Here is a 26,217-nt window from a genome sequence, read left to right on the forward strand (position 1 = left end):
CATAAGGAAGGTGAGCATCCATGAGCATGACGGCTGTGAAGTCAGTAGACCCTAGAAGTCCGGCCCACCGGGCGGGTATCCGGGTGGGGGAAACGCTGACCCACATCAACGGCCACATGATCGTGGACGTGCTGGACTATAAATTTTACAGCTATGATCCCAGGCTGGAAGTGACCCTCCGGGAGCGAGACGGCTCCACCCGCACCCTGCGGATCCGCAAGGGGGAGGGGGAGGACCTGGGGCTGGAATTTGAGACCTATCTGATGGACCGGGCCCGCTCCTGTGCCAACAACTGTATCTTCTGCTTTGTGGACCAGATGCCCCCTGGGATGCGACCCTCTCTCTATTTTAAGGACGACGATGCCCGGCTGTCCTTCCTGATGGGCAATTACCTCACCTTAACGAACCTGTCCCCTCGGGAGGTGCAGCGGATTATCGACCTGCGGATCTCCCCCATCAACGTGTCCGTCCACACCACAGACCGGGCGCTCCGGGCGGAGATGCTGAAGAACCGGCGGGCGGGGGAGAGCATCGATATCATGGAGCGGTTTGCCCAAAACCACATCACCATGAACTGCCAGATCGTATCCTGCCCCGGCATCAACGACGGCCCCGCTCTGGATAAGACATTGCATGACTTGGCGGGGATGTATCCGGCGGTGAACAGCATCTCGGTGGTCCCCGTAGGCGTGACGAAATACCGGGAGGGGCTGTATCCCCTGTCCATTTACAACACAGAGACCGCCGGAGCGGTCATCGACCAGGTGGAGGGCTTTGCCGCCCACCATCTGGAGAGGGCGGGGACCAGGCTGGCGTGGTGCTCGGATGAGTTTTATCTCCTGGCTGGCCGGGAGCTCCCGCCGGAGGAGTATTTTGAGGAGTTTACCCAGCTGGACAACGGGGTGGGGATGCTCACCCTGCTCTCCCGGGAGTTTGGCCGGGCGCTGGACCTGATGGAGCCGGAGGAGATGGCGGGCGCCACCCCGTTTTCCATCGCCACCGGGGTGTCCGCCGCCCCATATTTGGAGAGATTGATTTCCCAGGCCAGGGAGAAATGTGGTACAATAGAGGGCAGGGTCTATCCCATCGTCAACCACTTCTTTGGAGAGACCATCACGGTGGCCGGACTGGTCACCGGAGGCGATCTGATCCATCAGCTCAAGGGGCGGGAGCTGGGAGAGCGCCTGCTGATCCCGGCCAATATGCTCCGCTCCGGGGAGCGGGTCTTTCTGGACGACGTGTCGGTGGACGATGTGGAGCGGGAACTTGGTGTTCCTGTGACGGCAGTGGAGCAGGACGGCTATGAGCTGTGCGACGCAATCTGCGGACTGGAGATTACCCCTATGGCCCAACGCCAGAGCCAGGAAGAAACAGAATACTATCAATACAATCAAAGAGTATAGCGGGGAGCCGAATGTGGAAAGACCGGCATATTTCAGGCCGCCCCTCGCCGCCGCGAAGGCCGCTTCTCCCATAACGACGTCTGGGCATTTTTTGCTGCATTCTCTTGCGCCTCCTCCCCACATCAAACCCGCTTTGCTGGGCTTTGATAAGGGCATATGAAAGGATGATTACATGAAACCTCTTGTTGCTATTGTAGGCAGACCAAATGTCGGTAAGTCCATGCTCTTTAACAAGTTGTGCGGCCAGCGGCTGTCTATCGTGGAGGACACCCCCGGCGTCACCCGGGACCGGCTGTACGCCCAGTGTGAGTGGAGAAATCGCACCTTTGATATTGTGGATACCGGCGGCATCGAGCCGGGCACCGACGACCAGATCCTGGCCTTCATGCGGGAGCAGGCGGAGATCGCCATCTCCACCGCCACGGTCATTGTCTTTGTGTGCGACATCAAGACCGGAATGACCGCCTCCGATCAGGAGGTGGCCAATATGCTCCTCCGATCGGGCAAGCCGGTGATCTTGGCAGTCAATAAGGCAGACCAGACCGGGCGGGAGAACCCGGATATCTATGAATTTTATAACCTTGGGCTGGGCGATCCCATTGCCGTGTCCGCCCTCCATGGCCACGGCACCGGCGATCTGCTGGACGCCTGCTTCCAGTTCTTCCCCGAGGAGGAGGACGAGGAGGAGGACGACGACGTCATCAAGGTGGCAGTTATCGGAAAGCCCAACGTGGGAAAATCCTCTCTGGTCAACCGCATTTTGGGAGAGGAGCGGGTCATTGTATCCAACGTGGCAGGCACCACCCGGGATGCTGTGGACAGCGCGTTTGAGAACCAGCATGGAAAATATCTCTTTATCGACACCGCCGGGATGCGGAAGAAGTCCAGGGTGGATGACCGGATCGAGAAGTTCTCCGTCCTGCGCTCCACCATGGCCATCGAGCGCAGCGATGTGTGCCTGATTATGATCGACGCCCAGGAGGGAGTCACTGAGCAGGATACCAAGGTGGCCGGATTGGCCCACGAGGCGGGTAAGGCGTGCATTATTGTGGTCAACAAGTGGGACGCCATCGAGAAGGACGGCAAGACCATGGACAAGATGCGTCAGGAGGTCATGCGGGACCTGTCTTATATGACCTACGCCCCTATTGTCTTTATTTCCGCATTGACCGGCCAGCGGGTGGACCGGCTCTTTGAGCTTATTAACTATGTCAACGACCAGTCCGCCATGCGCATCACCACTGGAATGCTCAACTCGGTCCTGGCCGACGCCACCGCCCGGGTCCAGCCTCCCACAGACAAGGGGCGGAGGTTGAAGATCTATTATATGACACAGGTGGGCATCCGTCCGCCCCACTTCGTCTGCTTCTGCAACGACGCCCGGCTGTTCCACTTCTCCTATCAGCGATATCTGGAAAATCAGATCCGCTCCACCTTCGGCCTGGAGGGCACCCCTGTCCGGCTGACCGTGCGGCAGCGCAGCGATAAGGAGGAGTGATAATGGGTTACGCGATTTTATTGTTCCTCACCCGGATGGATTTTTGGATCGTGGCAGTCATCTCTTATTTCTGCGGCTGCTTCAATGGGGCGGTGATTGTATCCAAATATATCCTGCGGGACGACGTGCGAAACCACGGAAGCGGCAACGCGGGGCTGACCAATTTCTACCGTACCTTCGGCGGCCCATTGACCTTTGTGGTTATTCTCACCGATGTGCTAAAGGCAGTGGTGGCCATTCTGATCGCGGTTAAAATTGGCGGCGGATATGACCCGCGCATCATGCCGGACTTCCCTTTGGATGGTGCTACGGTCTCCTATTATGTAGTCCTGTTCAAGTATTGGGCGGGCCTGTTCTGCCTGTTGGGCCATATGTTTCCCTGTATGTTCCACTTCAAGGGGGGTAAGGGCATCCTGTCCGGAGGAACCATCGCCATCATGATCGACTGGCGGATCGCTCTGGTCGTGTGGGGCGGCTTTCTCATCCTGGCCGTCCTCACTCGATATGTGTCCCTGGGTTCGGTGTGGGCTGGGGCCTCCTTCCCTGTGGCCACTTGGTTTGTTTACCAAGACTGGGTCATCACCCTGTTGGGGCTGCTGCTCGGCGGGCTGGTGGTCTATATGCACCGGGCCAATATCAAGCGGCTGCTCTCCGGAACGGAAAATAAGTTTTCTCTGCGTAAAAAGAAATGATATGACCGCGGGGGCGGCCCCATGGAGCTGCCCGCCCGGGGGGCGCATCGTGCTGTGCCCCTACGAAATGAGACCGTGAACTGGAGGGCCGTCGTGGACACTGGCCCCTACAATATTACATTGGGAGGTAAACTCTGATGAAGATCACCGTAGTAGGCAGCGGCGCCTGGGGGACTGCCCTGGCCCTGCTGTTACTGGAAAACGGAAACGATGTCACTCTCTGGTCTTATCACCAGGAGGAGTCTAACCGGATGCGGGACACCCATGAGAACCCCATGCTCAAGGGAGTGCCTCTGCCGGAGGAACTGAAACTGACCACCGACCTATCCTCGGTCAAGGGATGTGGTCTGGTGGTGCTGGCAACGCCCTCCTTCGCTGTTCGAGCCACCGCAGCCCAGCTGCGGGAGCTGGTGGACCCAGGGACCATTGTTGTATCGGTGTCCAAGGGAATTGAAAAGGATACCTCGCTCCGTCTGAGTCAGGTCATCGAGGAGGAGCTTCAGGGCAAATGCCCTGTGGTGGTGCTGTCTGGGCCCTCCCACGCGGAGGAGGTGGGGCGCCGTATCCCTACCGGCGTGGTGGCGGCGGCGGACGAGCTGTCTATAGCCCAAAAGGTCCAGGACCTGTTCATGAACCCCCGCTTCCGTGTCTATACCAGCGACGATAAGGTGGGCACCGAGATCTGCGCCGCCCTGAAGAACGTCATCGCCCTGTGCGCTGGCTGCTGTGACGGGATGGGCTATGGGGACAACACCAAGGCCCTGCTTATGACAAGGGGACTGGCCGAGATGGCCCGGCTGGGCGTGGCCCTGGGGGGCAGAAAGGAGACGTTTACCGGCCTGGCTGGCGTAGGCGATCTCATCGTCACCTGTACCTCCATGCACTCCAGGAACCGCCGGTGCGGTATCCTGTTGGGCCAGGGCAAAGAGATTCATGAGGCCATGCAGGAGGTGGGCGCCGTGGTGGAGGGCTACTACGCTGCTGCTAATGCCCAGGCCCTGGCGGAAAAGGCCGGAGTGGAGATGCCGATTGCCCAAGCCGCCTATGAGGTGCTCTACCAGGGCCGAGATGTCCACGCGGTCATCACGGACCTGATGGGCCGCGCCAAGCGGTCCGAACTGGATGAGAGCTGGAGCTAAGATCAAAAGCTAAAAGCCGCCTGTTTTTATAACAGGCGGCTTTTTTTACCACCCCGAAGCACAACAACCTGTACGCCGACATAGTATGGGGAAAACAGAAGCGGGCAGAACCCGCGGACAGGAGGGCGCATATGGACGATATTGGTACATTGATTATCAGGGTTTATACCTCGCGGGCACAGATTCCAATTAGCGGAGCCACCGTGGTGGTCACCCATGAGGGGAAGGGGGGCAGGCGGGAGCTGCTCTCCCTCCAGGTCACGGACAGCAGCGGAGCCATTCTTCCGCTCCAGATATCGACTCCGCTGCTGGGAGAGAGTACCGCCCCGCATACAGATGGCCCCGTTCCATTTGCCATATGCAGCGTGTGGGCGGAGCATCCCGGATACGCTATGCTCCAGGTAGATGGAGTCCAGATATTCCCAGGGGTGGAAACGACCCAGGACATGGAGCTGATCCCGCTGGCCGAGGGCCAGTCCAGCCTCCAGGTAAGGGACCAGCGGGAGATCACCGCCCAGAGCCTGTGAGGTGGAACAATGCCGGTCATCATCACTCCTTATATCCCAACCAACATTACGGTCCATCTGGGGCTGCCCAGCCAGTGGGCGGAAAACATTACGGTCAGCTTCCCGGACTATGTGAAAAATGTGGCCTCCAGCGAGATATACCCTACCTGGGAGCTGTCGGCCATCCGGGCCAATGTGTTGGCAATCATCTCCTTTGCTCTCAACCGGGTGTACACGGAGTACTACCGTAGCCGGGGCTATGAGTTTGATATTACCTCCACCACCCAGTACGACCAGAAATTCATCCGGGGGCGCAACTTCTTTGACAGCATCAGCCGGGTAGTGGATGAGATCTTTAACGACTATATCCGCCGTCGGGGGTTTGTAGAGCCTTTGGCCGCCAAATTTTGCAATGGGACCACCAGCACCTGCGACGGACTGTCCCAATGGGGCAGCCAGGACATGGCGAAGCAGGGAGCAAACTCTATGGAGATCCTCTACCGCTACTACGGCGACGATATCGAACTGGTGGTGGAAGCGCCGATCCAGGATATGACTCGCTCCTATCCCGGCTACCCCCTGCGGTTGGGGTCAGCGGGGGAGGAGGTCGTAGCGATCCAGACCATGATTAACCGCATCTCGCAAAATTATCCCGCGATTCCCAAAATTAGGCCGGTTACCGGCGCTTTTAATGAGAAGACAGAGGAGGCCGTCAGAAAATTCCAGCGGATATTCAATCTAACCGCGGACGGAATCGTGGGAAAGGCAACCTGGTATAAAATGGTCTCTCTCTATGTGGGTGTCACTAAACTGGCTGAACTTATCAGCGAGGGCCAGACCTTTTATGGGATCGAGTTTCAGTTCCCTGGGACTCTGCGGGAGGGGGATACTGGTCCTGAGGTCCGAGTCCTGCAATATATGCTGGCCGTGATGGCGCAGTTCGACGAGGCGTTGCTGCCCATCGAGGTAGACGGGGACTTTGGACACAACACAACCCAGGCTGTCCGGCAATACCAGGGCCTGGTTGGGCTTACGATTGATGGGGTGGTTGGGGAGGTCACTTGGAACTCCATCTATGGCCACTTTGCTCTGGCGGACCAGTTCATGCGCCGGGATATGGTCCGTTTCCCCAGAACAGCCACTGAGATTATGCCGGCCTCGGTTATCAATGTAGGCTCGGATGCCAGCAGCTATGCCGACACCCCACGGGTCGGGCAATTTCCAGGGGAAACTGTGCGGTTTGGCCAGACGGACCGGAGAGGAGAGGTGTTGGTATGACACGAGATGAACTGGAGCGGGAATTGCTGGCACAGCCGGTCAGAAGTCTGCAGTATATGCTGCGGAGGCTGTCGCTGCAATATCCCTTCCTGCCTGAGATTGTGGCGGATGGTGTGTTTGGCGAACGGACTCTGGAGGCGGTGATGCTCTTTCAACGGGAGCTCCATCCTCCTGTGACCGGCATGGTGGACGAGGAAACTTGGAACGACATCCGGGAGCGGTGGATCCTTCTCGAGCGGAAGCTGGCAGAGCCCCGGCCGGTGCGCCTGTTCCCCGGACAGGAAGCCCGGGTCTATCCAGGAAATGAGCAGGAGTTCCTAATCATTCCACAGGCGATGCTCCGGATACTGGCCCGATATTTCGATGGGATTACGGCGGATCAGGCAGACGGGCTTCATGGGCCTGCTTCGGTGGCCAATACCCGCTGGCTCCAGAGGGCGGCGGGGCTAGAGGAGAGCGGGATTATGGACCGGCAGACCTGGGAATTGCTGGGCCGCCTGTACGAGATGTTTGTGGTCAAAGAGAGAAAACAGCAGGACAGCAGCCGCTATCAGGGCAGGGGGTGAGCTCCTTGCCCCAAAAATAAAATGAAAAAAGTTGAAAAAGGGGCTTGCTTTTTTTTCTCCGGTATGCTAATATATACAAGCTGTCTGACTGATAAAAATTCTGGCAGCTCTTTCCGGGTGTGGCGAAGTTTGGTATCGCGCTTGAATGGGGTTCAAGAGGCCCCGAGTTCGAATCTCGGCACTCGGACCAAAGTAGACAAAACCTGTGTATAGCTATTGTTATACACAGGTTTTGTGTTTATTAGTGAAGATGCATAAAAATTAGGATAGTACTTACATATAATTACTGAAAGTATCGTTAAGCAGGTATGAGGAGACTGGCTCTCATTCAAACCTGCTTTTATTTATGCTTTATAAAGTCAGAAAGCGATGAAACTTTTATATAGCTATGATTTGTTGAATGGAGACACATCGAAGCAAAGCGGGAGTCTGCAGAATATTTCCATAACAAGTTTTCTGGCACAAAATGAGGCAGTACACAAGGGTGGGGCAGGAAAAAACGCAGGCGTTTTGCCTGCGTTTTTCAAACAGATGAGAATCAGATAAAGTTTGCGGCATCATGCCAGAGAGAGGGTGGAGCCGCGCACCTCATCCATTGTAGGGATAGAGGGAGCGGCACCTGGACGGGAGACAGCAATGGCGGCGGCACGGGAGGCGAGGTTCAGACAGGACGGCGCATCCATACCGGCAGCTAAACAGGCTACAAAGTACCCCGTGAAGGTATCTCCGGCAGCTGTGGTGTCTACAGCCTTGGTGCGGTAAACGCCTTGGGTGATTCGCTGTGTGCCGTCATCATATATGCATCCACGGCTCCCTAGCGTGAGCAGCAGCTGGCAGGAGGGCCAGCGGCTGCGCAGTATATCCAGAATCTGCCCCTCCTCGCTGGTGCCGGCTAGGGCGGCCCCCTCAATTTCGTTGAAAACCAGAAGCGAGACAAGATGCAGGGGGAGGGTGGAGATATGTTCGTCAATGGGGGAGGGGTTGAATACGATGGACAGGCCCTTTTTGGCGCCCTGTTCCATGATGTAATCCAGGCAGTTGATTTCGTTTTGCACAATCAGGTAGTCACCGGGACCAAAGCCTTCCAGCGCCAGGTCCACCTCCTGGTGTGTGATCTTCTGATTGCTGCCGCCATATAGCAGGATACAATTTTGTCCCTGGGAATCCACCTGGATAATAGTGTGGCCGCTGGGGCCGCTGCTGAGTGAGATGAGGGAGGTGTCGACACCGCTGGAAGCTAGTGTGTCGGCCAAAAGCTGTCCATCCGGCCCAATTTTTCCAGCGTGACAGACGGTGGCCCCTGCCCGGGCAGAGGCGATTGACTGGTTAAGTCCTTTCCCGCCGCAGTTGACATCCCGGCTGCAGGAGGCGAGGGTCTCTCCTGGAGCAACGAAGTGGGGGACATGATAGACATAATCCAGATTTAGGGAGCCGTAACTGAGGATACGAGACATAAGCGACCATCCTTTCAGAATTCAAAGGTACAGATCGACCAGACAACATCCGGCCATTCAGTTGGAGGCCAACTGAATGGCGGGAAATAGGTGGGCGCACTGGGTCAGTGTGTTGCAGGCCCTGGCCAGTAGGTCGGAGTATTGATCTACTACTTCGGGTGTGATAGAGATGGCGGGGCCGGAAATACTGATGGCACCCGCCACGTCTCCACGTCCGGTGCGGATGGCCATGGCTACGCACTTTACACCCATGGTTTCCTCCTCATTATCCAGTGCATATCCCTTACGGCGGTATGTGGCAAGTGCCTCCATCAGTTGGTCGTGGTCGGTGATGGTGTTCTGTGTGATGGGAGGCAGGCCATGCTTGCGAATGATGGCTTCCACCTGTTCGGTGGGCATTTGACTGAGCATGGCCTTCCCGCAGCCGGTACAGTGCATGGGGAGTGTTTTGCCGGAGACGGAGTATGAGATGGAGCGCCGGCTGGGATAGACGCACTCCATATAGAACACCTTGCCGTCAATATGGGAGGTAAGGTAGATGATGTCTCCGGTGGCGGATTGCAGGTCCTCCATCACAGGGATGGCATACTGGGCCACAGGACTGCCTGCCTGGGCGCAGTAGCTGAGCTGCATGACCTTGTACCCAAGGCGGTAGGCCTGGCCGTCCCGGATACGCAGCAGATAGCCGGCTTCCTCCAGCGTGCGAATCTGGTTGAGCAGTGTGCTTTTGGGCATGGATAGCAGCCGACTGATCTGGGCCAATGTCAGTTCAGTCCTGGCAGGAGAAAAACAGTCTAGAATCCGCAGCGCTTTGGCGGTAGACGTGACTCTACTGCTGACAGTAGAGGCGGATTCCATCTCAGCGGAATCCCCTTTTAAAAGAATCATGGTGCAACATCCTTTGCAATCCATATTGAAGAAAAATGCCCGCGATTGGTCCAAATAAAATACAGATGCAGAGGCATTTACATCTGCTATCGTATATTATCCTAACCTCCATTGACGTATTTGTCAAATGGAAAGTGAAAAAGAGAACAAATATTCCAAAAATAATAAAATTATATTGACAATGATAACTAGCCGTGCTAAAATCCAAATAAAGTGTGAAATAACTGAATAATCATTCAGCAATACTGAACACAAAAGCATTTTATCCTATTGTTGGGAGGAGAGAAACTTGAAGAAACTATATGGTGTCATCACCGCCATGACTACCCCCTTTACCGCAGACGGGAAGGTAGATACGGCGGCGCTGGAGGAGCAGACAGAATACCTGATTGAAAAGGGCATTCAGTGTCTGTATCCCTGCGGAACGACGGGGGAGATGTACCTCATGTCCGCGGAGGAGCGAGAACTGGTGGCCGAGACCGTTGTGAAAAAGGCTGCGGGACGAGTTACAGTGTTCATCCACGTGGGTGCAATGACGGTGGACGAGACCATTCGCCTGGCCCAGCACGCCCACAAAATTGGTGCCGACGGCGTGGGCGTCGTTACCCCCAGCTACTTTACGGTAAACGATCGGGCCATGGTGGAGTACTACAAGACCGTGTGCGCCGCCCTGCCTGATGACTTCCCGGTATATGTGTACGTCATTCCCCAGCTGGCGCATAACGACATCAGCGCTGCCACGATGGAGCAGATTGCGGCTGCCTGCAAGAATGTGGTGGGCGTCAAGTACAGCTTCGCCGATATGCGTCGCATCAACGAATATCTGCAAGTGCGAAATGGAAACTTCTCTGTGGTGCCCGGCGCGGACGACCTGTTCCTGCCTGCCCTGGTGTGCGGCTGCGACGGTGTTGTCTCCGGCTGCTCCGGCCCATTCCCCGAAGCCTTTGTAGCGGTCTACAAGGCATTCCAGAGCGGTGATCTGGAGGGAGCCCGCAAGGCGCAGGTGGCCGCTACCGAGTTGGTCAAGCTGATGCAGTTTGGCGGAGACATGTCCATCTTTAAAAACATCCTTACCTTCCGCGGTGTGACAGGAGGACATATGCGCAAGCCCCTGCTGGACCTGACCGACGAGCAGGTTGCCCAGCTGAAGCAGCAAGTTGCTCCCTACATTTAATTCTTACCTTGTATTCCACTGCGTAAGCGTGTGAAATAACTATGATCTAGAAAAGGAGCAGAAAAATGAAAAAGATTCTTTCACTTGCCTTGGCAGCGGCGATGGCCCTGTCACTGGCCGCCTGTGGTAACAACGGCAGCCAGACCTCTCAGAGCAGCAATTCCGGCAGCGCTTCCAACTCTGGAAACACCAGCCAGCAGGAAGAGGTCAATTTCCCCAACGGAAAGCAGATCTCTCTGATTGTTCCCTACGCTGCTGGCGGCGCCTCTGACACCGTGGCCCGTATTTACGCCTCTGAGCTGGAGCAGTCCCTTGACACCAGCGTCATCGTCTCCAATGTTGAGGGAGCTTCTGGCGCCATCGGCCTGGAGCAGGTCCGCAACGCCGATCCCGACGGCTATACCATGGCCTATATGCCCGTTGAGTCCACCATGCTTAGCGCCTTGGGCTTCACTGACCTGTCTACCAACGACTTCAAGTTTGTGGGCCGTGCTATGACTATCCCTGCCGCCGTCACTGTCCGTGCTGACGCTCCCTGGGATACCTTTGAGGACTTCCTGGCTTATGCCAAAGAGCATCCCGGTGAGGTCCAGGTCGGCAACTCCGGCACTGGTTCCATCTGGCATATTGCTGCCGCTTCCATTGAGAAGGAGTGCGGCGTAGAGTTTACCCATGTGCCCTTCGACGGCGCGGCTCCCGCTGTGGCCGCTCTGTTGGGCAAGAATATCCAGGCTGTTACCGTCAGCCCCTCTGAGGTAAAGAACAACGTGGACTCCGGTGACTTCAAGGTGTTGTGTATCCTGGGCGAGAGTCGTTCCTCCGTAGTGCCTGAGGTTGAGACAGCGCAGGAGATGGGCTACGACATTACCATCCAAGGCTGGGGCGGCTTCGCTGTTCCCAAGGACACCCCTCAGGCTATCGTGGACATCCTGGAGGAAGCTTCCGAGGTCGCTATCAACTCCGACTCCGTTAAGCAGACTCTGGCCGACCGCGGCTATGAGCATGCCTATCTGAACGGCGCCGACATGGACGCTAAGGCCGCGGAGGAGCTGGCCTACTACAGCGAACTGATTCCTGAACTGGGCATTGCCTAACCTATAACTGTTGCAAGCCGCGCTCAGGCCTTCGGGCGTGAGCGCGGCTTTTCCTCGCTGATAAAAAAAGGAGGGTTCCCATGCATAAGGGCGATACAATTCCCGGCCTGATTACCGCCATTTTTGGATACTCGGTGGCGATTTATACGCTTTTGGAGGATACCATGCGAGTCAACGCCCAGTCCTCCGACGGTGTGCCCGGTGCGGGCTTCTTCCCAGTGCTGCTGGGCTTTGCTGTGGGCATTCTAGGTACCATCTTGTTTGTGCGCGGAATCCTGCAAAAAGGATCCGTGCAGTATTTCCAAGTCGACCCCGAAATCAAGTTTAACCTCAAGCGCCTGGGCCTGACTGCTGTGTCCATTGTAATCTTTTTCATCCTGTGGCAGACCACAAAGCGGTTTATTGTCTGTGTGCCCATTTTGTGCTTTGCCCTGAACGCCATTTTCGGCCGAAAGCTGAAGTACAACATCATTTATACCGTGGTCTTTACCGCGTTTATCTACCTGGCCTTTGTTGTCGGCTTCTCCATCCAGTTCAACCGATAAGGCAGTAGAGCAGTAAAAGGAGATGAACCCGAATGTCTGCTGAAGTTTGGCTCGGCGCACTACAGCTGTGCCTGCAGCCCTCTGTTATCCTGTTTTTGTGTATCGGCGTTTGTATTGGAACGGTCATCGGTGCTCTGCCCGGCCTGTCTGCCACCATGGGTATTGCCATCATGACGCCCATCACCTTCTGGTTTGAGCCGGCGGACGGCTTCGCCATGCTGATGGGCCTGTGGAACGCTGCCATCTTTGCCGGCGGTATTTCCGCAATTCTGGTCAACACCCCCGGCACCCCTGCGTCCATTACCCAGTCCTTTGACGGCTATTCCCTCTACCGTCAGGGTAAAGGTGGTCTGGCGCTGGGCATCAACGTCATTTACTCCTTCATTGGAGGCATTTTCTCCACCTTTTGCCTCATTCTGTTTTCTACCCCCATTGCCAACTTTACCATTTCCTTTAATGCGCCCGAATACTGTATGCTGGCCCTGTTTGGCCTGTCGATGATGGTGGCTGTCTCAGAGGGCAGCGTGCTCAAGGGGCTGATCCTGGGTATGGCCGGCATTCTGCTTTCCTGTGTAGGCCTGGACCCCATCCTGTCCATCAAACGGTTCACCTTCGGCCAGACTGCTCTGCTGGGCGGTATCTCCTTCATCCCAGTCATGATTGGTATGTTCGGCATCGGTGAGGTGTTCTATCAGATTTACACCTTCCGCAAGGCCGACCAGGAGAAGGAGTTGGAGGCTCGGAAAGTCAACTTGGCCCTTGGCCGCGTCCTGCCCACAGCCAAGCAGGCTAAGGAGCTTGCAGTTCCTACCCTGATTGCGGCAGTTGAGGGCACCATTATTGGCGCCATCCCCGCGGCGGGCGGCGACATCGCCTCCATTATCTCCTGGGGCAACGCCAAGAAAATGAGTAAGCACCCCGAGGAGTACGGCAAAGGCTCGCTGGAGGGCTTGGCCGTCAGCTCCACCGCCAACAATGCCGTCATCGGCGGCGCCATGACCACCATGATGACCCTGGGTATTCCAGGCGATGCGGTGACCGCCATCCTGATTGGTTCTTTGACCATGTACGGAATGCAGCCCGGCATCAAGATGTTCACTGAGAACTCCTCCTTTACCGCCCAGATTATGCTGATGATGCTGCTGGCCAACGTGGTATTCCTTATCTTCGGCCTGGCTACTGCTAAGATCTCGGCCAAGGTGCTCAATGTCTCCCAGCCCACCGTCTGGACCGCCGTGTGTATCCTGTGCGTGGTGGGGTCTTTCGCCCTGAACAACACCTTCTTTGATGTGGCTATTATGTTTGCCGCCGCCGTTCTGGGCTTCTTCCTGAAGGTATTCAAATTCCCCAATGGCCCCTTCGTTCTGGGCTTGCTGCTGGGTTCCATGCTGGAGTCCAATATGCGCCGCGCCCTGGTCATGAGCCACGGCAGCTGGGCCACCTTTGTGACCCGTCCGGTGTCCTGTGTGCTTTTCATCGCCATCATCCTCACCTTGTGCTGGCCCGTTTTGAAGGCTGTCCTGCGCAAGCGCAAGGAGGCCAGCGCTCAGAAGGCTGGCTGAGTTAAATCGAATGTATGTGGTCCGTGATGAGCTGCCCGCGGCAGCTCATCACGGCCATTGGAAAGGAATTTTCTTCATATGGATGCAATAAAAATCATCAAGGAGCACGGGGTCGTTCCCGTTCTGGGCCTGAAGGACCCGGACACCGCGCCCCAAGTCGCCGCCGCCCTGCGCCGCGGCGGACTGCCTCTCATCGAGGTCACCATGCGGGCGGAAAAGGCCATGGACTGTCTGCGGGCCATCAAATCAGCTGACTCCCAGATGCTGGCTGGTGCCGGTACTATCCTGCGCTGCGAGCAGGTGGACCAGGCCAAGGAGGCCGGAGCGGACTTCGTTGTCACACCAGGCTTCAATCCCAAGGTGGTAGCCCGCTGCCTGGAGCTGGAGATGCCTGTAGTTCCGGGCTGCATCACCCCAACTGAGATTGAAGCGGGGCTGGAGATGGGTCTGACCACCTTTAAGTTCTTCCCCTCCGAGCCCATGAACGGCATGGCCACCATTAAGCAGTTGTGCGGCCCTTACGGCAGCATCCAGTTCATTCCCACCGCCGGCATCAACCTGAGTAACATGGAGGAGTATCTCTCCAGCGACAAGATCGCCGCGGTGGGTGGCAGCTTCATGGCTCCCGCCGCCATGGTGGAAGCCCAGGACTGGGAAGGAATCACCGCCCTGTGCCAGAAGTCAGTGGAGAAATCCCTGGGCTTCTCCCTGGCCCACATCGGCATCAACGGGGATAGCAAGGAGGAGGGGCTGGCCACCGCGCGTTGGTTCGCCGAGCGCTTCGGCTTCCAGGTCAAGGAGGGCGGCCGCTCCAACTTCGCCGGTACCTATGTGGAGTGCTGCAACCAGCAGTTCCCGGGCAAGTTCGGACACATCGGCATCTTTACCTATTCCCCCAATCGGGCCTTGGCTTATTTCAAGGCCAAGGGTATCCCTACGCGGGAGGAGTTTAAGAACGTGGACGCCAAGGGCAACCTGGTGGCGGTCTACCTGGAGGAAGAAGTCGGCGGCTTTGCCGTCCACATTGTAAAAAAAGCTTGAAGGAGGTCTGTTCCATGAAAAAGATCATCAACGATCCCGCCCAGTACACCGACGATATGCTCAAGGGTATCTACCGTGCCCACAGCGACCAGGTGGGATATGTCAATAACGATCTGCGCTGCTACTGCACAAAGAAAAAGGTTCCCGGTAAGGTTTCCATCATCACTGGTGGCGGCACTGGCCACCTGCCCCTGTTCCTGGGCTATGTGGGGGAGAACCTGTTGGACGGCTGCGCTGTAGGCAGCGTGTTCCAGTCACCTAGCGCCGAGCAGATTTTTGAGATCAGCAAAGAGGTCAATAACGGCGGCGGCATCCTGTACCTCTATGGCAACTATACCGGTGATATCATGAATTTTGACATGGCCGCCGAGATGTGCGACCTGGAGGATATCAAGACTGCTTCCATTGTGGGCGCGGACGACGTCAACTCCAACGCCGATCCGGTCGCCCGCCGGGGTGTGGCCGGCATCTTCTTTATGTACAAGTGCGCCGGCGCCAAGGCCGCCCAGATGGGCACTCTGGACGAGGTGCTGGCTGCGGCCCAGAAGGCCAAGGACAACACCCGTACTGTGGGCTTTGCCCTGACCCCCTGTGTCATTCCTGAGGTGGGTCACTCCAACTTCACCCTGGGCGAGAACGAGATGGCCATGGGCATGGGTATCCACGGAGAGCCCGGCGTGTGGAACGGCCCCATCAAGACGGCCGACGAGCTGGCCGCTGAATCTCTGGACACCCTGCTGAAGGATATGCCCCTTGCCTCCGGCGATGAGGTCGCCCTGCTCATCAACGGCCTGGGCGCCACCTCTATTGAGGAGCTGTACATTCTGTCCAACAGCGTTTCCCAGCAGCTGGAGGACAAAGGCATCTCCATCTACCGCACCTTTGTGGGCGAGTTCGCTACTTCCATGGAGATGATGGGGGCGTCCATCTCCATCATGAAGGTGGACAGCGAGACTAAGGCCATGCTGGATATGCCCGTCAGCACCCCCTTCTACTGCCAGAAGTAAGGAGCGTCGACCATGAAAGTCATTCAAGCGAAGGATTGGACCGCTGTTATGGAGGCGGTAGCTCAGATAATGACCGAGCAGGCAGACCACCTGTGCGAGATGGACGCCCGCATGGGCGACGGGGACCTGGGCCTGACCATGAAGAAAGGCTACTGTGCCCTGCCGGAGATTTATGCTGGCTTGGAGGAAGCAGACATGGGCAAGCGCTTGTCTAAGGCCGGCATGAAGATGTCCAGCGTAGTTCCTTCTACCATGGGTACACTGATGTCCTCCGGATGGATGGAGGGCGGTAAGCGCCTGATAGGGAAGGAAGAGGTGGACGCCTCCGCCTTTGCGGCATTCCTGCGTGGCTTCGCGGATGGAATTGCCAAGCGGGGCAAGTGTGTCCCCGGAGAGCGCACTGTGCTGGACGCCATCTTCCCGGCTGCCGATGCGGCGGAGCAGGCGGCCACATCTGGAAGCGGATTGGAGGACACCGCCGCTGCGGCCCTGGAGGGGGCAAAGCGGGGCCTGGAGTCCACCAAAGAGATGACGCCCAAATACGGCAAGGCCGCCGTCTTTGCGGCCAAGGCCCTGGGAACTGAGGACCAGGGCGCCACTGCCGGGATGCTGCTCGTTCAGGGCCTGTATAACGGTATCCAGAAATAAGGAGAGATCACAATGAAGAAAATGGTAGGCTTCGGAGATTATCTGCTCCGTCTCAATCCAGAGGGGTATCTGCGCTTTATCCAGGCGGACCACTTCCAGATCAATTATACTGGTGCGGAGGCCAACGTGTGCGTCTCCCTGGCGATGATGGGGATGGACACGGAATTCGTGACTCGGCTGCCTGACAACGATATTGCCGCCTGCGGTGTGGCGGAGCTGCGCAAGTTCAATGTGGGGACCAGCCATATCGCCTACGGCGGGGAGCGGATGGGTGTGTTTTATGCGGAGAAGGGGGCATCCCAACGCCCCTCCAAGATCGTCTATGACCGCAAATATACCTCTATCGCCACCTGCGCCTATGAGGATTTTGACTGGGAAGATATTTTTGCCGGGGCCACCCATTTCCACATGACGGGCATCACCCCCGCCTTGAGTAAAACCATCCCCTCGGTGTGTATCAAGGCGTGTAGAAAGGCCAAGGAGATGGGACTGACCGTCAGCTGTGACCTGAATTACCGCAAAAATCTGTGGACTGAGGCTGAGGCCAATGCGTGCATGGTCCAGCTGATGCCCTACATCGACGTGCTGGTGGCCAACGAGGAGGATGCAGAGAAGGTGTTGGGCATTAAGGCCCGTGATACTGATGTGACCCAGGGCAAGCTCAACCGGGAGGGCTACATAGATGTGGCGGAGCAGATCTGCCAGACCTACGGAACCAAGATGGTAGCCGTCACCCTGCGGCGCAGCATCAGTGCCTCGGACAATGAGTGGAGCGCAATGCTGTATACAAACGGTAAGCCCTACTTCTCCAAGCAGTACATGATCCACCTAGTAGACCGGGTGGGGGGCGGAGATTCCTTCACCGCTGGTCTGCTCTACGGAATCATGAACGACTACGGCCCCCAGGAGACTATTGAATATGCCGCCGCCGCATCCTGTCTCAAGCAGACCATTGAGCTGGACTTCAACCTGTCCACCGCTGACGAGGTCGAGCGCCTGGTGGGCGGAGACGGCTCCGGCCGTGTACAACGGTAAACTGCGAATGAACACCCCCATCCGATCTGAACAAATGCTTGTCATGGTTTCGATCAGTTGGGGGTGTTTTATGCCAGAACCTCTTTCGGCAAGGGGTTCTGGCATTCTTATGCGGAGTGCCACTCTTACCAATCATATAAATCGAGTAAAATAAAAACGCAAAACGTCTAAATGGCGAGATTTGAACCCCCGTTATGTCAGCAAGCTGCTCTCTTTATTTGTCGCTCATGAACGTATCTTCCATCTGACAGGGCGTTCGGTTTTTCAATGTGCGATGTGGCCTCTGTGTGTTGTAAAACTCGATGAGAGATGCAAGGCATTGTTTAAAATCTTCCTTGAAACAGTCATAAATGGTCATCATGAGGAAATTATCTTTGATGTTCTCCGCCAAGAAAAAAGTCGTAGAAACAGGGCGAAAAGTCATTCTCATGCAGCGTGGACTTTGATAGGAAAGTCATGGGGCCTGTCAGAATAATACCGCCGAATGATCTCATACTCACACCAACACAGCCAAAGGTGGCAGTATACTGCCGCATCAGTACGAACGGCTTAGAACAACGAACCTGTTTATTCTTACAGGAACAATACTATGAGGAATGGATTAAGCGAATCCTTCATTGGACATTCGCCGGCATTTTTCCGGCATCGGAAGCAGGACACAGGCGAAAGGCTGACATTTATTTTGGGCTGGAGGAAATTCATTTTCTCTACGAAAGCTCGGAGTTTCTTCTGACAGTGATCTGCGCTAGAGCGCAGCAAGAAGGCCGTTCCAAAAGCGGAGATATCAAATGGGGGGCTGAGAAAAGCATTGGGGACCCCAGAGTCCAGGTATTATCAAAGAATCTGTTATGGGTACACTCATGACAAAGACGGCTGACTCGTGATCAATGAAGAGGAGGCGCAAATCATTCGGCTCATTTATGATATGGCCCGTAAGGGAGAAAGTCTTTCAAAGATATCCCTTAGACTGAAAGAAATGGATATCCCATCTCCGCAAGGAGACAAGGAACGGAAAGATTCTGAAAAACGAAAAATATACAGGTAGTGTGAAACTACAAAAGACCTATGTACAGAATTTTTTGGAACATAAACAGGTATGTAATGAAGGACAATTGGATCTATATCAGATAGATAATAATATAAACATCAAATATTACATGGGGATTCCATTTACTGGAGAATAAGTTCTCTTCCGATGGCTATATAGAATACAAGCTGGAAAACAATGAAATCCCATGGCGAACCTTTGCCGGACAGGTATTTTTTGAATATGCGAAAGATTTTCGCAGCCGTAAACAGATGTTGGAACAAGAAATGGGCGATATTTCCGATAGTCAAAGGGGATTATTATGCATTGGTATTGCGCTGGAGCGTTTTAGAAAATTTTATTGAGCTATCTTTATTAAACATTATAATTTTTGAAAATCCTAAATAAATACTATTATTCAAAAAAATACTGCTTTATGAAAAAATGGGAACACCATTAAAATGATGTTCCCGCCTTGTACGTTAGTCCTTTTTCGCTTTGTCCTGTTCCTGCTGCGCTTTCCACTCGACAGACTTCAGCCGTGCTTACTTACTCTCAAAAAACTTATATCTCTGGGAATAGCGGCAATCCTCTCCTAAAAGAGCCATTTCCCTGGTGGAAATACAGAAGGGAGGCCCCATGGTCAGTGGGAAAGGTCAGACAAACCAATCAGTCCATAGGCGGATTTCGCCGTCTGGACAGCTCGAAGGATCGCCATCTCCATGGCCTGAGCGGCCAGGGCACCCACCAGATTGACGTCACCCGGAACAGAGCCCACGGAGAGAGCATAGATGCTGTCTCCGTCAGCGGTGGTGTGAACCGGGCGAATGGCCCTGGCATAGCCGTTGTGGGCCATACCAGCAATCTTGGTCAGAGGGGTTTTGGAAAATTGTGCGTTGGTGACGATAATGCCTAACGTAGTATTGCCAGTAAACAGATTCCCGGTTGGAGAAGCATCGGAAAACAGCTCATCCAAGGTGCAGGACAGCCCTGATTTCTTCTTATCAAGCAGCCCGGCGACCACTTTTCCGTCGGGGCTATACACATCACCCAGCGCATTCACCGCCACCAGGGCGCCCACCTTAACAGGGCCGGCCTGAAGGGCAAAGGTGCCGAAACCTGATTTCATCGCCCTGTCCATTCCACGGTACTTTCCAATGGAGCAGCCGGTGCCGGCGCCCACATTCCCAAGGGCGGGGGCGGACCGGCTGGCGTTCTCACAGGCCTGATAGGCCATGTCCGCAGTGGGCCGCACCTCCTTGCTGCCAACACCCAGGTCAAACAGGCAAGACTGACTTACCAGGGGGACTTTGGCCACCCCTGTGTCAAAGCCGATGCCTCGCTCCTCCAGATACCGCTGGACTCCGCCGGCGGCATCCAGACCAAAGGCGCTGCCACCGGACAGCAGTACCGCGTTGATCCCCTCGGCGGCAGCCACAGGATTCAATATTTGGGACTCGCGGGAGGCCGGGCCGCCGCCCCGGACATCCAGTCCGGCGGGGCTCATCCGGTCGCAGAGGATGACAGTGCATCCAGTGGCTCCCTCCAAATCTTGGGCGTGACCGACCTGAAAGCCGCCCACATCCATAATCCCGATCTCTTGCATGACCTCTCCCCCTTCACTGTTTCAGCACGACGCGCAGAGCCTTACAGACAGAGCCACTGATGACGCAGCCCAGCGCGGCTTCGATCAGGGCCTGGACCCCCACGTAGGCGGCCACAAATAGCAGGATGTTATCCTGGAACTTAGCCATCAGCTCCTCGCCCAGAAGCGCTTGGAGGGTGGGGGCGTTCAAAAAGATCAGGACCAGCACCGTCATGTAGAAAAGGGTGTTCAGCAGCGGAGCCGCAATGCCGCCGATGTAATAGGAAATCGTGTTTCCCCGGTCCAGTCTGCTGGCGGCCCGGTATACCCAGCCCACGCAGATACCCATCAGGATGCGAGGAATGATAGTATTGATGAAGCTGAGAACTACCACTATACCGCCGGTGTAGCCCGCAAGGAACAGGGTGCTGAACCCAGTTTTGATGGCGGTATAGAAGCTGATACAGCCCATCACACCGCCCAGAACTCCCCCAGCTAAAGGCCCAAGCATCATCGCGCCCACAGCCACTGGTACAGTCATGATCGACGCGTACTGTCCAGGTAGAGGGATCATCGCCAGTCCTGTAATGTTCATCATCAGCAGGATCCCGACGAGCAGGGCCAATTCGATCAGGTACGTGAGATTGGTTTTTGCCTTTTCCATATTCAGTTCCTCCTGCTGCCGCTCCGCCATATTGCGGATGCAGCGCAATTTTTTGGGCGTTCTTCATATCAAGAAGAACGCTGGAATGCCAAGGGCAGTATACCCTACTTTGTACTCTTTTGCAAGAGGCGAGGGACCTTTTTACGATTTACTCTTGCGGGAAGGGACGCGGCATGATAGGATATTTGAGAGAGAAAAATAAGGAGGCATTTGCCAATGAAACAGGATATGATCGTCATTCTGGATCTGGGCAGTGAGGAAAATCCTAGACTGGCCCGTGAAATCCGTGCCCTTGGCGTGTACAGTGAGATACACCCCCACGACATCACGCTGGCCGAGCTGAGAGCCCTGCCCAATGTCAAGGGTATCATCCTGAACGGGGGCCCCAACCGGGTGGTGGATGGTGTGGAGATTGACGTGTCCCAGGACATCTACAACTGCGATATCCCTGCGTTGCTGGTAGACCACAAGGGAGATGCCCCTTGGCCGGAGAATGCAGAGGAACGCAAGCAGGCTCTGTCCAACTTTATTTTTACCATCTGTGGGGCAGAAGCCAACTGGAATATGGAGAACTTTATTGCCGACCAGGTGGAGCTCATCCGCCAGCAGGTGGGCGGTAAAAAGGTGCTGCTGGCCCTGTCCGGAGGAGTGGACTCCTCTGTGGTGGCCGCTCTGCTCATTAAGGCCATCGGCAAACAGCTCACCTGTGTGCATGTGAACCACGGCCTGCTGCGTAAGGGGGAGCCCGAACAGGTGGTCAAGGTCTTCCGTGAGGAACTGGGCGCCAATCTGGTCTACGTGGACGCGGTGGACCGCTTCCTGGACAAGCTGGCCGGGGTAGCTGATCCGGAACAGAAGCGTAAGATCATTGGAGCGGAGTTCATCCGCGTCTTTGAGGAGGAGGCCCGAAAATTGGAGGGTATCCAATTCCTGGGTCAGGGGACCATCTACCCTGATATCATCGAGAGCGGAACCAAAACCGTCAAGGCGGTCAAGAGCCACCACAACGTGGGCGGTCTGCCGGAGGATCTGAACTTTGCGCTGGTAGAGCCGCTAAAGATGCTGTTCAAGGATGAGGTGCGGGCCTGTGGTAAGGCTCTGGGCCTACCCGATTCCATGGTGTACCGCCAGCCCTTCCCCGGTCCTGGCCTGGGAGTGCGCTGCCTGGGCGCGATTACTCGAGATCGCCTGGAGGCTGTCCGGGAGTCGGATGCCATTCTTCGGGAGGAGTTCGCCAAAAACGGCTTGGAGGGGAAGGTATGGCAGTACTTTACCGCCATTCCCGACCTGAAGAGCGTGGGCGTCCGGGAGAACAAGCGGGCCGACGAGTGGTGCGTCATTATCCGGGCTGTCAATACCGTGGACGCCATGACCGCCACAGTGGAGAATGTGCCCTTCGACTTGCTCCAGCATATCACAGCCCGCATTACCAGCGAGGTAAAGGGAGTCAATCGAGTGCTGTTTGACCTGACACCAAAGCCTACTGGCACCATAGAGTGGGAATGACGCTCGAAACGGCGAAAACCCGCATGAATACAGGCTTTTTTGCCCGTCCATACTGCTCTTGATACTGGATTGATACTATTTGTGTCCGCCCGGTATTCTCAAGAGAAAAATCCCAAAAGGACAAGCAAAACCGCCCTGCTGAACGACAAATTCAGCAGGGCGGTTTTTTTGCTTGTCTTATTTATTTTTCCGCCAAGGGATATAATATTCGCTTTCCAGGCCATCGTCGCAGGTATGGGGCCAGTTGAGTTTCCATTCAAAATACTCTTCCCTGGTGATCTCCCCGGCGTGTAACTCCTGCTGACGAAAAAGCCATTCCCGCATGAACTCGTCCACAAGGCCATACTGGAAGTACATACCCACGGGAGGGTGTGCGGGCCAGTCATCGCTATCATTGTACCGTACAGCGGTATCATCAGCGGCCCCTGCTCTGCCCGGATTGCGGACAAGTTGGAACAGGCGGATAGCGCCAGGGCTGTCCTCGTCCAGCCAGAAGAATGTCCGCATGAAGTCCTCGGCAGAGCCGGGGGCGATGGTGTAGAAGTTCTGGCGGTCTACCCGCAGCGCCTCGGCCATCTTGTCCAGCAGTTCCCGTTTCGGAACACGGTAATTCGTCTCATACTGGGCGATCCGGTTGTCCGCTCCCTTTTCCTCAAAGCCGATAGCAAGCCCCAATTCCTTTTGTGTCATGCCTCGAAAGGTGCGGATTTTCTTTATCTTGTCTCCGACTGTCATAATATCCCACCGCCTTTGCCAATAGTATAGCGCAAAAAAGCGAAAGATGCAAGATAATCTTTAACAAAAATGCGAAATAAATTCTTGACATTAACACTTATGTTAATGTATAATGAAGATGGTGACATTAACATATTTGCGAAACTAAAATAAGGAGGTGCTGACCATGGAAAAGGAGCTGTTTGTGAGAGCAGAGGAGGTCGCCAGGGAGCTGGGCATTTCCAAGCCCTACGCCTACAAGCTGGTGCGGGAGATGAACGAGGAGCTGAAGAAAAAAGGCTTTCTCACCATTCCCGGACGGGTAAGCAGGCGCTACTTCGAGGAAAAATTCTATGGGCTGCGGGACAGACAATAAGGAGGGAACCACAATGCCGGCATACAAAGACAAGGCAAAGGGCACATGGTATGCGTCCTTTTACTACGAGGACTGGACGGGCAAGAAAGTAAAGAAAATGAAACGGGGCTTTCCCACCAAGCGGGAGGCTCTGGAGTGGGAGCGGACATTCCTGCAACAACAGACCGCCGACCTGGAAATGACCTTTGAAAACTTCGTGGCTGTCTATGTGGCGGACATGAAAGGCCGTATCAAGGAAAACACCTGGGGGACGAAAGAGCATATCCTCTACAAGAAGTTGGTGCCGTACTTCGGCAAGCGGAAGATGTGCGACATTCACTCCAAGGAGGTCATCGCCTGGCAGAATGAAATGCTGGGTTACCGGGACAAGAACGGCAAGCCCTACTCTCCGGTGTACTTAAAAACGCTGCACAATCAGTTGAGCGCCGTGTTCAACCATGCGGTACGGCACTACAATCTAAAGGTCAATCCCGCTGCCCAGGCGGGCAATATGGGAAAGCCAAAGGGACGGGAAATGCTGTTCTGGACAAAGGCGGAGTATCTGAAATTCGCCGAGGCCATGATGGACAAGCCCCTTTCCTATTACGCCTTTGAAATGCTCTACTGGTGCGGCGTCCGGGAGGGGGAGCTGCTGGCCCTCACTCCTGGCGACTTCGACTTTGAGAAACAGACCGTCACCATCTCCAAGTCCTACCAGCGGATTAAGGGCAAGGATGTGATTACCGACCCCAAGACCCCTAAGAGCAACCGGGTCATTCAAATGCCCGCTTTCCTCTGTGAAGAAATGCGAGACTATATCAAGAGCCTGTATGGGGTGAAGCCCACCGACCGCATTTTCACGGTGACAAAATCCTACCTCCACCGGGAGATGGACAGGGGTGCGAAAGAGGCCGGGGTAAAGCGGATCAGAATACACGACCTGAGGCACTCCCACATTTCGCTGCTCATTGACATGGGCTTTACGGCCCTGGCAATCGCTGACCGGGTGGGACATGAAAGCATTGATATTACCTACCGCTACGCCCACCTGTTCCCCACCCGGCAGGCGGAGATGGCGGACAAACTGGACATGGAGCGAAAGGGGGCCTAAATCATGTCAGTGAAAAATCTTGACCGACACAACCGCTGGAGAAACAAAACTGTGGCTTTCCGGGTGTCCCCGGATGAGGACAGGGAAATTGAAACCGCTGTGCGGCTCTCCGGCCTTACCAAACAGGACTACATCACCCGACGGCTGCTGTGCCGGGATGTGGTGGTACAGGGCAACCCCAGGGTGTATAAGGCCCTGCGGAACGAGCTGGCCGCCGTTCTGGAAGAACTGGAGCGTATCGAGGCCGGGAATGGCGTGGATGGGGAGTTGCTGGACACCATCCGGCTGATCGCCGCCATCATGGACGGCATGAGGGAGGATTGATAGATGGATAGATTGCAAGAGAAAACGACTGCCCCATATCCGCCTGTTGGCGCAGACGGGGGACAGTCGCTCTCACAAAAACCTAACCAAAGTATAGCAGAGGGCGTGACAGAACACAAGCCCCCGGAAAGAGATTTGGAGGAAATCCTGCGGCAGATAAGCCGGGTCAATGACCCGGCCTATCTGCCTACCGTGTCTATGAATGACCTCTACGAACAGGTGTACCCCGGCAGACCTCCTGTGGTAGACGGTCTGCTCTATGCGGGGACATATCTCTTTGTGGGCGCTCCCAAGGTGGGCAAGTCCTTTCTCATGGCCCAGCTTGCCTATCATGTGAGTATGGGCCTTTCCCTGTGGGGGTATGAGGTGCGCCAGGGGACAGTCCTCTATCTGGCCCTGGAGGACAACCACCGTCGCTTACAGGAGCGGTTGTACCGGATGTTTGGAGTAGAGAGTACCGGAAACCTGTTCTTTGCCATCGGAGCTAAGCAGCTCGGCGGTGGCCTGGAGGAGCAGCTAAAGGGCTTTGTCCGGGAACACACGGACACCCGGCTTATTATCATCGACACCCTGCAAAAAATCCGGGAGGCCGGGGCAGAGAAGTACAGCTATGCCAACGACTATGAGGTAATCACCAAACTGAAACGGTTTGCCGATATAAGCGGGGTTTGCCTCCTGGTTGTACATCACACCCGCAAGCAGCAGGCCGATGATAAGTTTGATATGATCTCCGGCACCAACGGCTTATTGGGTGCGGCAGACGGGGCCTTTCTGCTCCAAAAGGAGCGGCGGGCAGACAACGCCGCCACCCTGGACATTTCTGGGCGGGATCAGCAAGACCAGCGCCTCTACCTCAAGCGGGACGAGGAACGGCTTGTGTGGGAGCTGGAGCGGCGGGAAACGGAGCTGCGGCAGGAGCCGCCTGACCCGGTGTTGGAGGCTGTTGCCGCCCTGGTAACGGCGGAACGGCCAGAGTGGAGAGGGACGGCCACGGAACTTGTCGCCGCCCTGGGGCTGGATATGAAACCCAATGCCCTGGCTATGCGGCTGAATGTCCGGGCGTGGCGGCTGTCCTATGAGTACCACATCCACTATGAAAGCGCCCGAACCCATGCCGGGCGGAGTATCAAGCTCACGTTGGAGGAACCCCAGGCGTGACGACCGTGACAGCTGTGACAGCTTTTCGGAGTGCGGAGGCGGTGTGTAAAACATCGTCACGGTCGTCACGGCTGTCACGGGGAGCGGGGGCGAAAGTCAAGGGGGGCATACCTGCGGGTGGAGATTGCCGCAAGTCAATACAACCCGTACCCCTTGACTTTCGGCCCACGGAAAACACTTGCCGGGCGGTGGAAAGGCCCCTGGCCTTTCCACCCTGCCCAACGGCGAGTGACAAAGTTTAGG

The 26,217-nt window shown here is 55.8% G+C and carries 27 protein-coding genes and 1 tRNA gene; 22 read left to right on the top strand and 6 right to left on the bottom strand.

Features of this window, described 5'->3' with window-relative positions; translation table 11 throughout:
- Nucleotides 1-20: 20 nt before the first annotated feature.
- From ACEVJK_RS10660 to ACEVJK_RS10695, 8 genes are all read left to right on the top strand, one after another.
- On the top strand, nucleotides 21-1,403 hold the full coding sequence (locus tag ACEVJK_RS10660; RefSeq protein ID WP_374740539.1) for a DUF512 domain-containing protein: 1,383 nt from the start codon (nucleotides 21-23) through the stop codon (nucleotides 1,401-1,403).
- Nucleotides 1,404-1,575: 172 nt separating this feature from the next.
- Entirely contained in the window at nucleotides 1,576-2,901 is a 1,326-nt protein-coding gene (gene der / locus ACEVJK_RS10665) for a ribosome biogenesis GTPase Der (RefSeq protein ID WP_186851989.1), read from the top strand.
- Nucleotides 2,902-2,903: 2 nt separating this feature from the next.
- A complete protein-coding gene (locus tag ACEVJK_RS10670; RefSeq protein ID WP_374740540.1) occupies nucleotides 2,904-3,593 on the top strand; it encodes a glycerol-3-phosphate acyltransferase in 690 nt (229 codons plus the stop codon).
- Between the two features lie 137 nt (nucleotides 3,594-3,730).
- Nucleotides 3,731-4,732, top strand: a complete 1,002-nt coding sequence (locus tag ACEVJK_RS10675; protein WP_340405543.1) for an NAD(P)H-dependent glycerol-3-phosphate dehydrogenase — start codon at nucleotides 3,731-3,733, stop codon at nucleotides 4,730-4,732.
- Nucleotides 4,733-4,863: 131 nt separating this feature from the next.
- Entirely contained in the window at nucleotides 4,864-5,259 is a 396-nt protein-coding gene (locus tag ACEVJK_RS10680) for a spore cortex-lytic protein (RefSeq protein WP_147571405.1), read from the top strand.
- Nucleotides 5,260-5,268: 9 nt separating this feature from the next.
- Nucleotides 5,269-6,516 (top strand): peptidoglycan-binding protein, encoded by a 1,248-nt coding sequence (locus tag ACEVJK_RS10685; protein WP_147571404.1) that lies wholly within the window; start codon nucleotides 5,269-5,271, stop codon nucleotides 6,514-6,516.
- Nucleotides 6,513-7,082, top strand: coding sequence for a peptidoglycan-binding protein (locus tag ACEVJK_RS10690; protein ID WP_147571403.1), 570 nt, complete (start codon nucleotides 6,513-6,515; stop codon nucleotides 7,080-7,082). Before ACEVJK_RS10685 ends, ACEVJK_RS10690 begins: the two co-directional genes overlap by 4 nt.
- A gap of 113 nt (nucleotides 7,083-7,195) precedes the next feature.
- A tRNA-Pro gene (locus ACEVJK_RS10695) sits at nucleotides 7,196-7,272 on the top strand.
- Nucleotides 7,273-7,639: 367 nt separating this feature from the next.
- Here ACEVJK_RS10695 and ACEVJK_RS10700 read toward each other — a convergent pair.
- The gene (locus ACEVJK_RS10700) at nucleotides 7,640-8,536 is read right to left on the bottom strand and encodes a ribokinase (RefSeq protein WP_262670534.1); all 897 of its coding nucleotides are present in this window, start codon (nucleotides 8,534-8,536) and stop codon (nucleotides 7,640-7,642) included.
- Nucleotides 8,537-8,593: 57 nt separating this feature from the next.
- Nucleotides 8,594-9,424, bottom strand: a complete 831-nt coding sequence (locus ACEVJK_RS10705; RefSeq protein ID WP_186852134.1) for an IclR family transcriptional regulator — start codon at nucleotides 9,422-9,424, stop codon at nucleotides 8,594-8,596.
- A gap of 289 nt (nucleotides 9,425-9,713) precedes the next feature.
- Between ACEVJK_RS10705 and ACEVJK_RS10710 the strand changes: the two genes are divergently transcribed.
- The 8 genes from ACEVJK_RS10710 to ACEVJK_RS10745 all read left to right on the top strand — a co-directional run bounded on the left by ACEVJK_RS10710 (nucleotide 9,714) and on the right by ACEVJK_RS10745 (nucleotide 17,530).
- Nucleotides 9,714-10,598: a dihydrodipicolinate synthase family protein gene (locus tag ACEVJK_RS10710; protein ID WP_186852135.1), complete on the top strand. Its 885-nt coding sequence runs from the start codon at nucleotides 9,714-9,716 to the stop codon at nucleotides 10,596-10,598.
- 65 nt (nucleotides 10,599-10,663) lie between these two features.
- Complete coding sequence (locus tag ACEVJK_RS10715) at nucleotides 10,664-11,692, top strand: tripartite tricarboxylate transporter substrate binding protein (RefSeq protein ID WP_147571178.1); 1,029 nt, start codon at nucleotides 10,664-10,666, stop codon at nucleotides 11,690-11,692.
- A gap of 80 nt (nucleotides 11,693-11,772) precedes the next feature.
- On the top strand, nucleotides 11,773-12,237 hold the full coding sequence (locus ACEVJK_RS10720; RefSeq protein ID WP_147571177.1) for a tripartite tricarboxylate transporter TctB family protein: 465 nt from the start codon (nucleotides 11,773-11,775) through the stop codon (nucleotides 12,235-12,237).
- Between the two features lie 32 nt (nucleotides 12,238-12,269).
- Nucleotides 12,270-13,799 carry a tripartite tricarboxylate transporter permease gene (locus ACEVJK_RS10725; protein ID WP_262670533.1) on the top strand — a complete coding sequence of 510 codons (1,530 nt, stop codon included), beginning with the start codon at nucleotides 12,270-12,272 and terminating at the stop codon, nucleotides 13,797-13,799.
- A 78-nt stretch (nucleotides 13,800-13,877) separates the two neighbouring features.
- On the top strand, nucleotides 13,878-14,840 hold the full coding sequence (locus ACEVJK_RS10730) for a bifunctional 4-hydroxy-2-oxoglutarate aldolase/2-dehydro-3-deoxy-phosphogluconate aldolase (protein ID WP_374740541.1): 963 nt from the start codon (nucleotides 13,878-13,880) through the stop codon (nucleotides 14,838-14,840).
- A gap of 14 nt (nucleotides 14,841-14,854) precedes the next feature.
- Entirely contained in the window at nucleotides 14,855-15,847 is a 993-nt protein-coding gene (locus ACEVJK_RS10735; protein WP_374740542.1) for a dihydroxyacetone kinase subunit DhaK, read from the top strand.
- A gap of 12 nt (nucleotides 15,848-15,859) precedes the next feature.
- On the top strand, nucleotides 15,860-16,495 hold the full coding sequence (locus tag ACEVJK_RS10740) for a dihydroxyacetone kinase family protein (RefSeq protein WP_186852137.1): 636 nt from the start codon (nucleotides 15,860-15,862) through the stop codon (nucleotides 16,493-16,495).
- Nucleotides 16,496-16,507: 12 nt separating this feature from the next.
- A complete protein-coding gene (locus ACEVJK_RS10745; RefSeq protein ID WP_186852138.1) occupies nucleotides 16,508-17,530 on the top strand; it encodes a sugar kinase in 1,023 nt (340 codons plus the stop codon).
- 214 nt (nucleotides 17,531-17,744) lie between these two features.
- Here the strand turns inward: ACEVJK_RS10745 and ACEVJK_RS10750 are convergent, their stop codons facing one another.
- The gene (locus ACEVJK_RS10750) at nucleotides 17,745-17,960 is read right to left on the bottom strand and encodes an integrase core domain-containing protein (protein ID WP_374740543.1); all 216 of its coding nucleotides are present in this window, start codon (nucleotides 17,958-17,960) and stop codon (nucleotides 17,745-17,747) included.
- Between the two features lie 450 nt (nucleotides 17,961-18,410).
- Between ACEVJK_RS10750 and ACEVJK_RS10755 the strand changes: the two genes are divergently transcribed.
- Entirely contained in the window at nucleotides 18,411-18,575 is a 165-nt protein-coding gene (locus ACEVJK_RS10755) for a recombinase family protein (RefSeq protein WP_374740544.1), read from the top strand.
- A 625-nt stretch (nucleotides 18,576-19,200) separates the two neighbouring features.
- On the opposite strand, the gene ACEVJK_RS10760 is transcribed toward ACEVJK_RS10755, so the two are convergent.
- Together ACEVJK_RS10760 and ACEVJK_RS10765 are read right to left on the bottom strand one after the other, a co-directional pair.
- Nucleotides 19,201-20,163, bottom strand: a complete 963-nt coding sequence (locus tag ACEVJK_RS10760) for a P1 family peptidase (RefSeq protein WP_340405554.1) — start codon at nucleotides 20,161-20,163, stop codon at nucleotides 19,201-19,203.
- A gap of 13 nt (nucleotides 20,164-20,176) precedes the next feature.
- Nucleotides 20,177-20,806, bottom strand: a complete 630-nt coding sequence (locus ACEVJK_RS10765; protein WP_186853095.1) for an ECF transporter S component — start codon at nucleotides 20,804-20,806, stop codon at nucleotides 20,177-20,179.
- Nucleotides 20,807-21,022: 216 nt separating this feature from the next.
- On the opposite strand from ACEVJK_RS10765, the gene guaA reads away from it, so the two are divergent.
- Nucleotides 21,023-22,312: a glutamine-hydrolyzing GMP synthase gene (gene guaA / locus ACEVJK_RS10770; protein ID WP_340405556.1), complete on the top strand. Its 1,290-nt coding sequence runs from the start codon at nucleotides 21,023-21,025 to the stop codon at nucleotides 22,310-22,312.
- A 177-nt stretch (nucleotides 22,313-22,489) separates the two neighbouring features.
- Here the strand turns inward: guaA and ACEVJK_RS10775 are convergent, their stop codons facing one another.
- The gene (locus tag ACEVJK_RS10775; protein WP_004010378.1) at nucleotides 22,490-23,047 is read right to left on the bottom strand and encodes a helix-turn-helix domain-containing protein; all 558 of its coding nucleotides are present in this window, start codon (nucleotides 23,045-23,047) and stop codon (nucleotides 22,490-22,492) included.
- A gap of 166 nt (nucleotides 23,048-23,213) precedes the next feature.
- Between ACEVJK_RS10775 and ACEVJK_RS10780 the strand changes: the two genes are divergently transcribed.
- From ACEVJK_RS10780 to ACEVJK_RS10795, 4 genes are read left to right on the top strand one after another with little or no spacing between them, the layout of a single operon-like run.
- On the top strand, nucleotides 23,214-23,402 hold the full coding sequence (locus ACEVJK_RS10780) for a hypothetical protein (RefSeq protein ID WP_004010379.1): 189 nt from the start codon (nucleotides 23,214-23,216) through the stop codon (nucleotides 23,400-23,402).
- A gap of 13 nt (nucleotides 23,403-23,415) precedes the next feature.
- Nucleotides 23,416-24,492, top strand: a complete 1,077-nt coding sequence (locus ACEVJK_RS10785; protein ID WP_004010380.1) for a site-specific integrase — start codon at nucleotides 23,416-23,418, stop codon at nucleotides 24,490-24,492.
- Nucleotides 24,493-24,495: 3 nt separating this feature from the next.
- Nucleotides 24,496-24,816, top strand: coding sequence for a hypothetical protein (locus ACEVJK_RS10790; RefSeq protein WP_004010381.1), 321 nt, complete (start codon nucleotides 24,496-24,498; stop codon nucleotides 24,814-24,816).
- Between the two features lie 3 nt (nucleotides 24,817-24,819).
- Complete coding sequence (locus ACEVJK_RS10795; RefSeq protein ID WP_031474225.1) at nucleotides 24,820-25,974, top strand: helicase RepA family protein; 1,155 nt, start codon at nucleotides 24,820-24,822, stop codon at nucleotides 25,972-25,974.
- The last annotated feature ends 243 nt before the right edge of the window (nucleotides 25,975-26,217 follow it).

Origin of the sequence: Flintibacter sp. P01028, from assembly GCF_041925235.1 — a bacterium.
Classification (GTDB): domain Bacteria; phylum Bacillota; class Clostridia; order Oscillospirales; family Oscillospiraceae; genus Lawsonibacter; species Lawsonibacter aceti.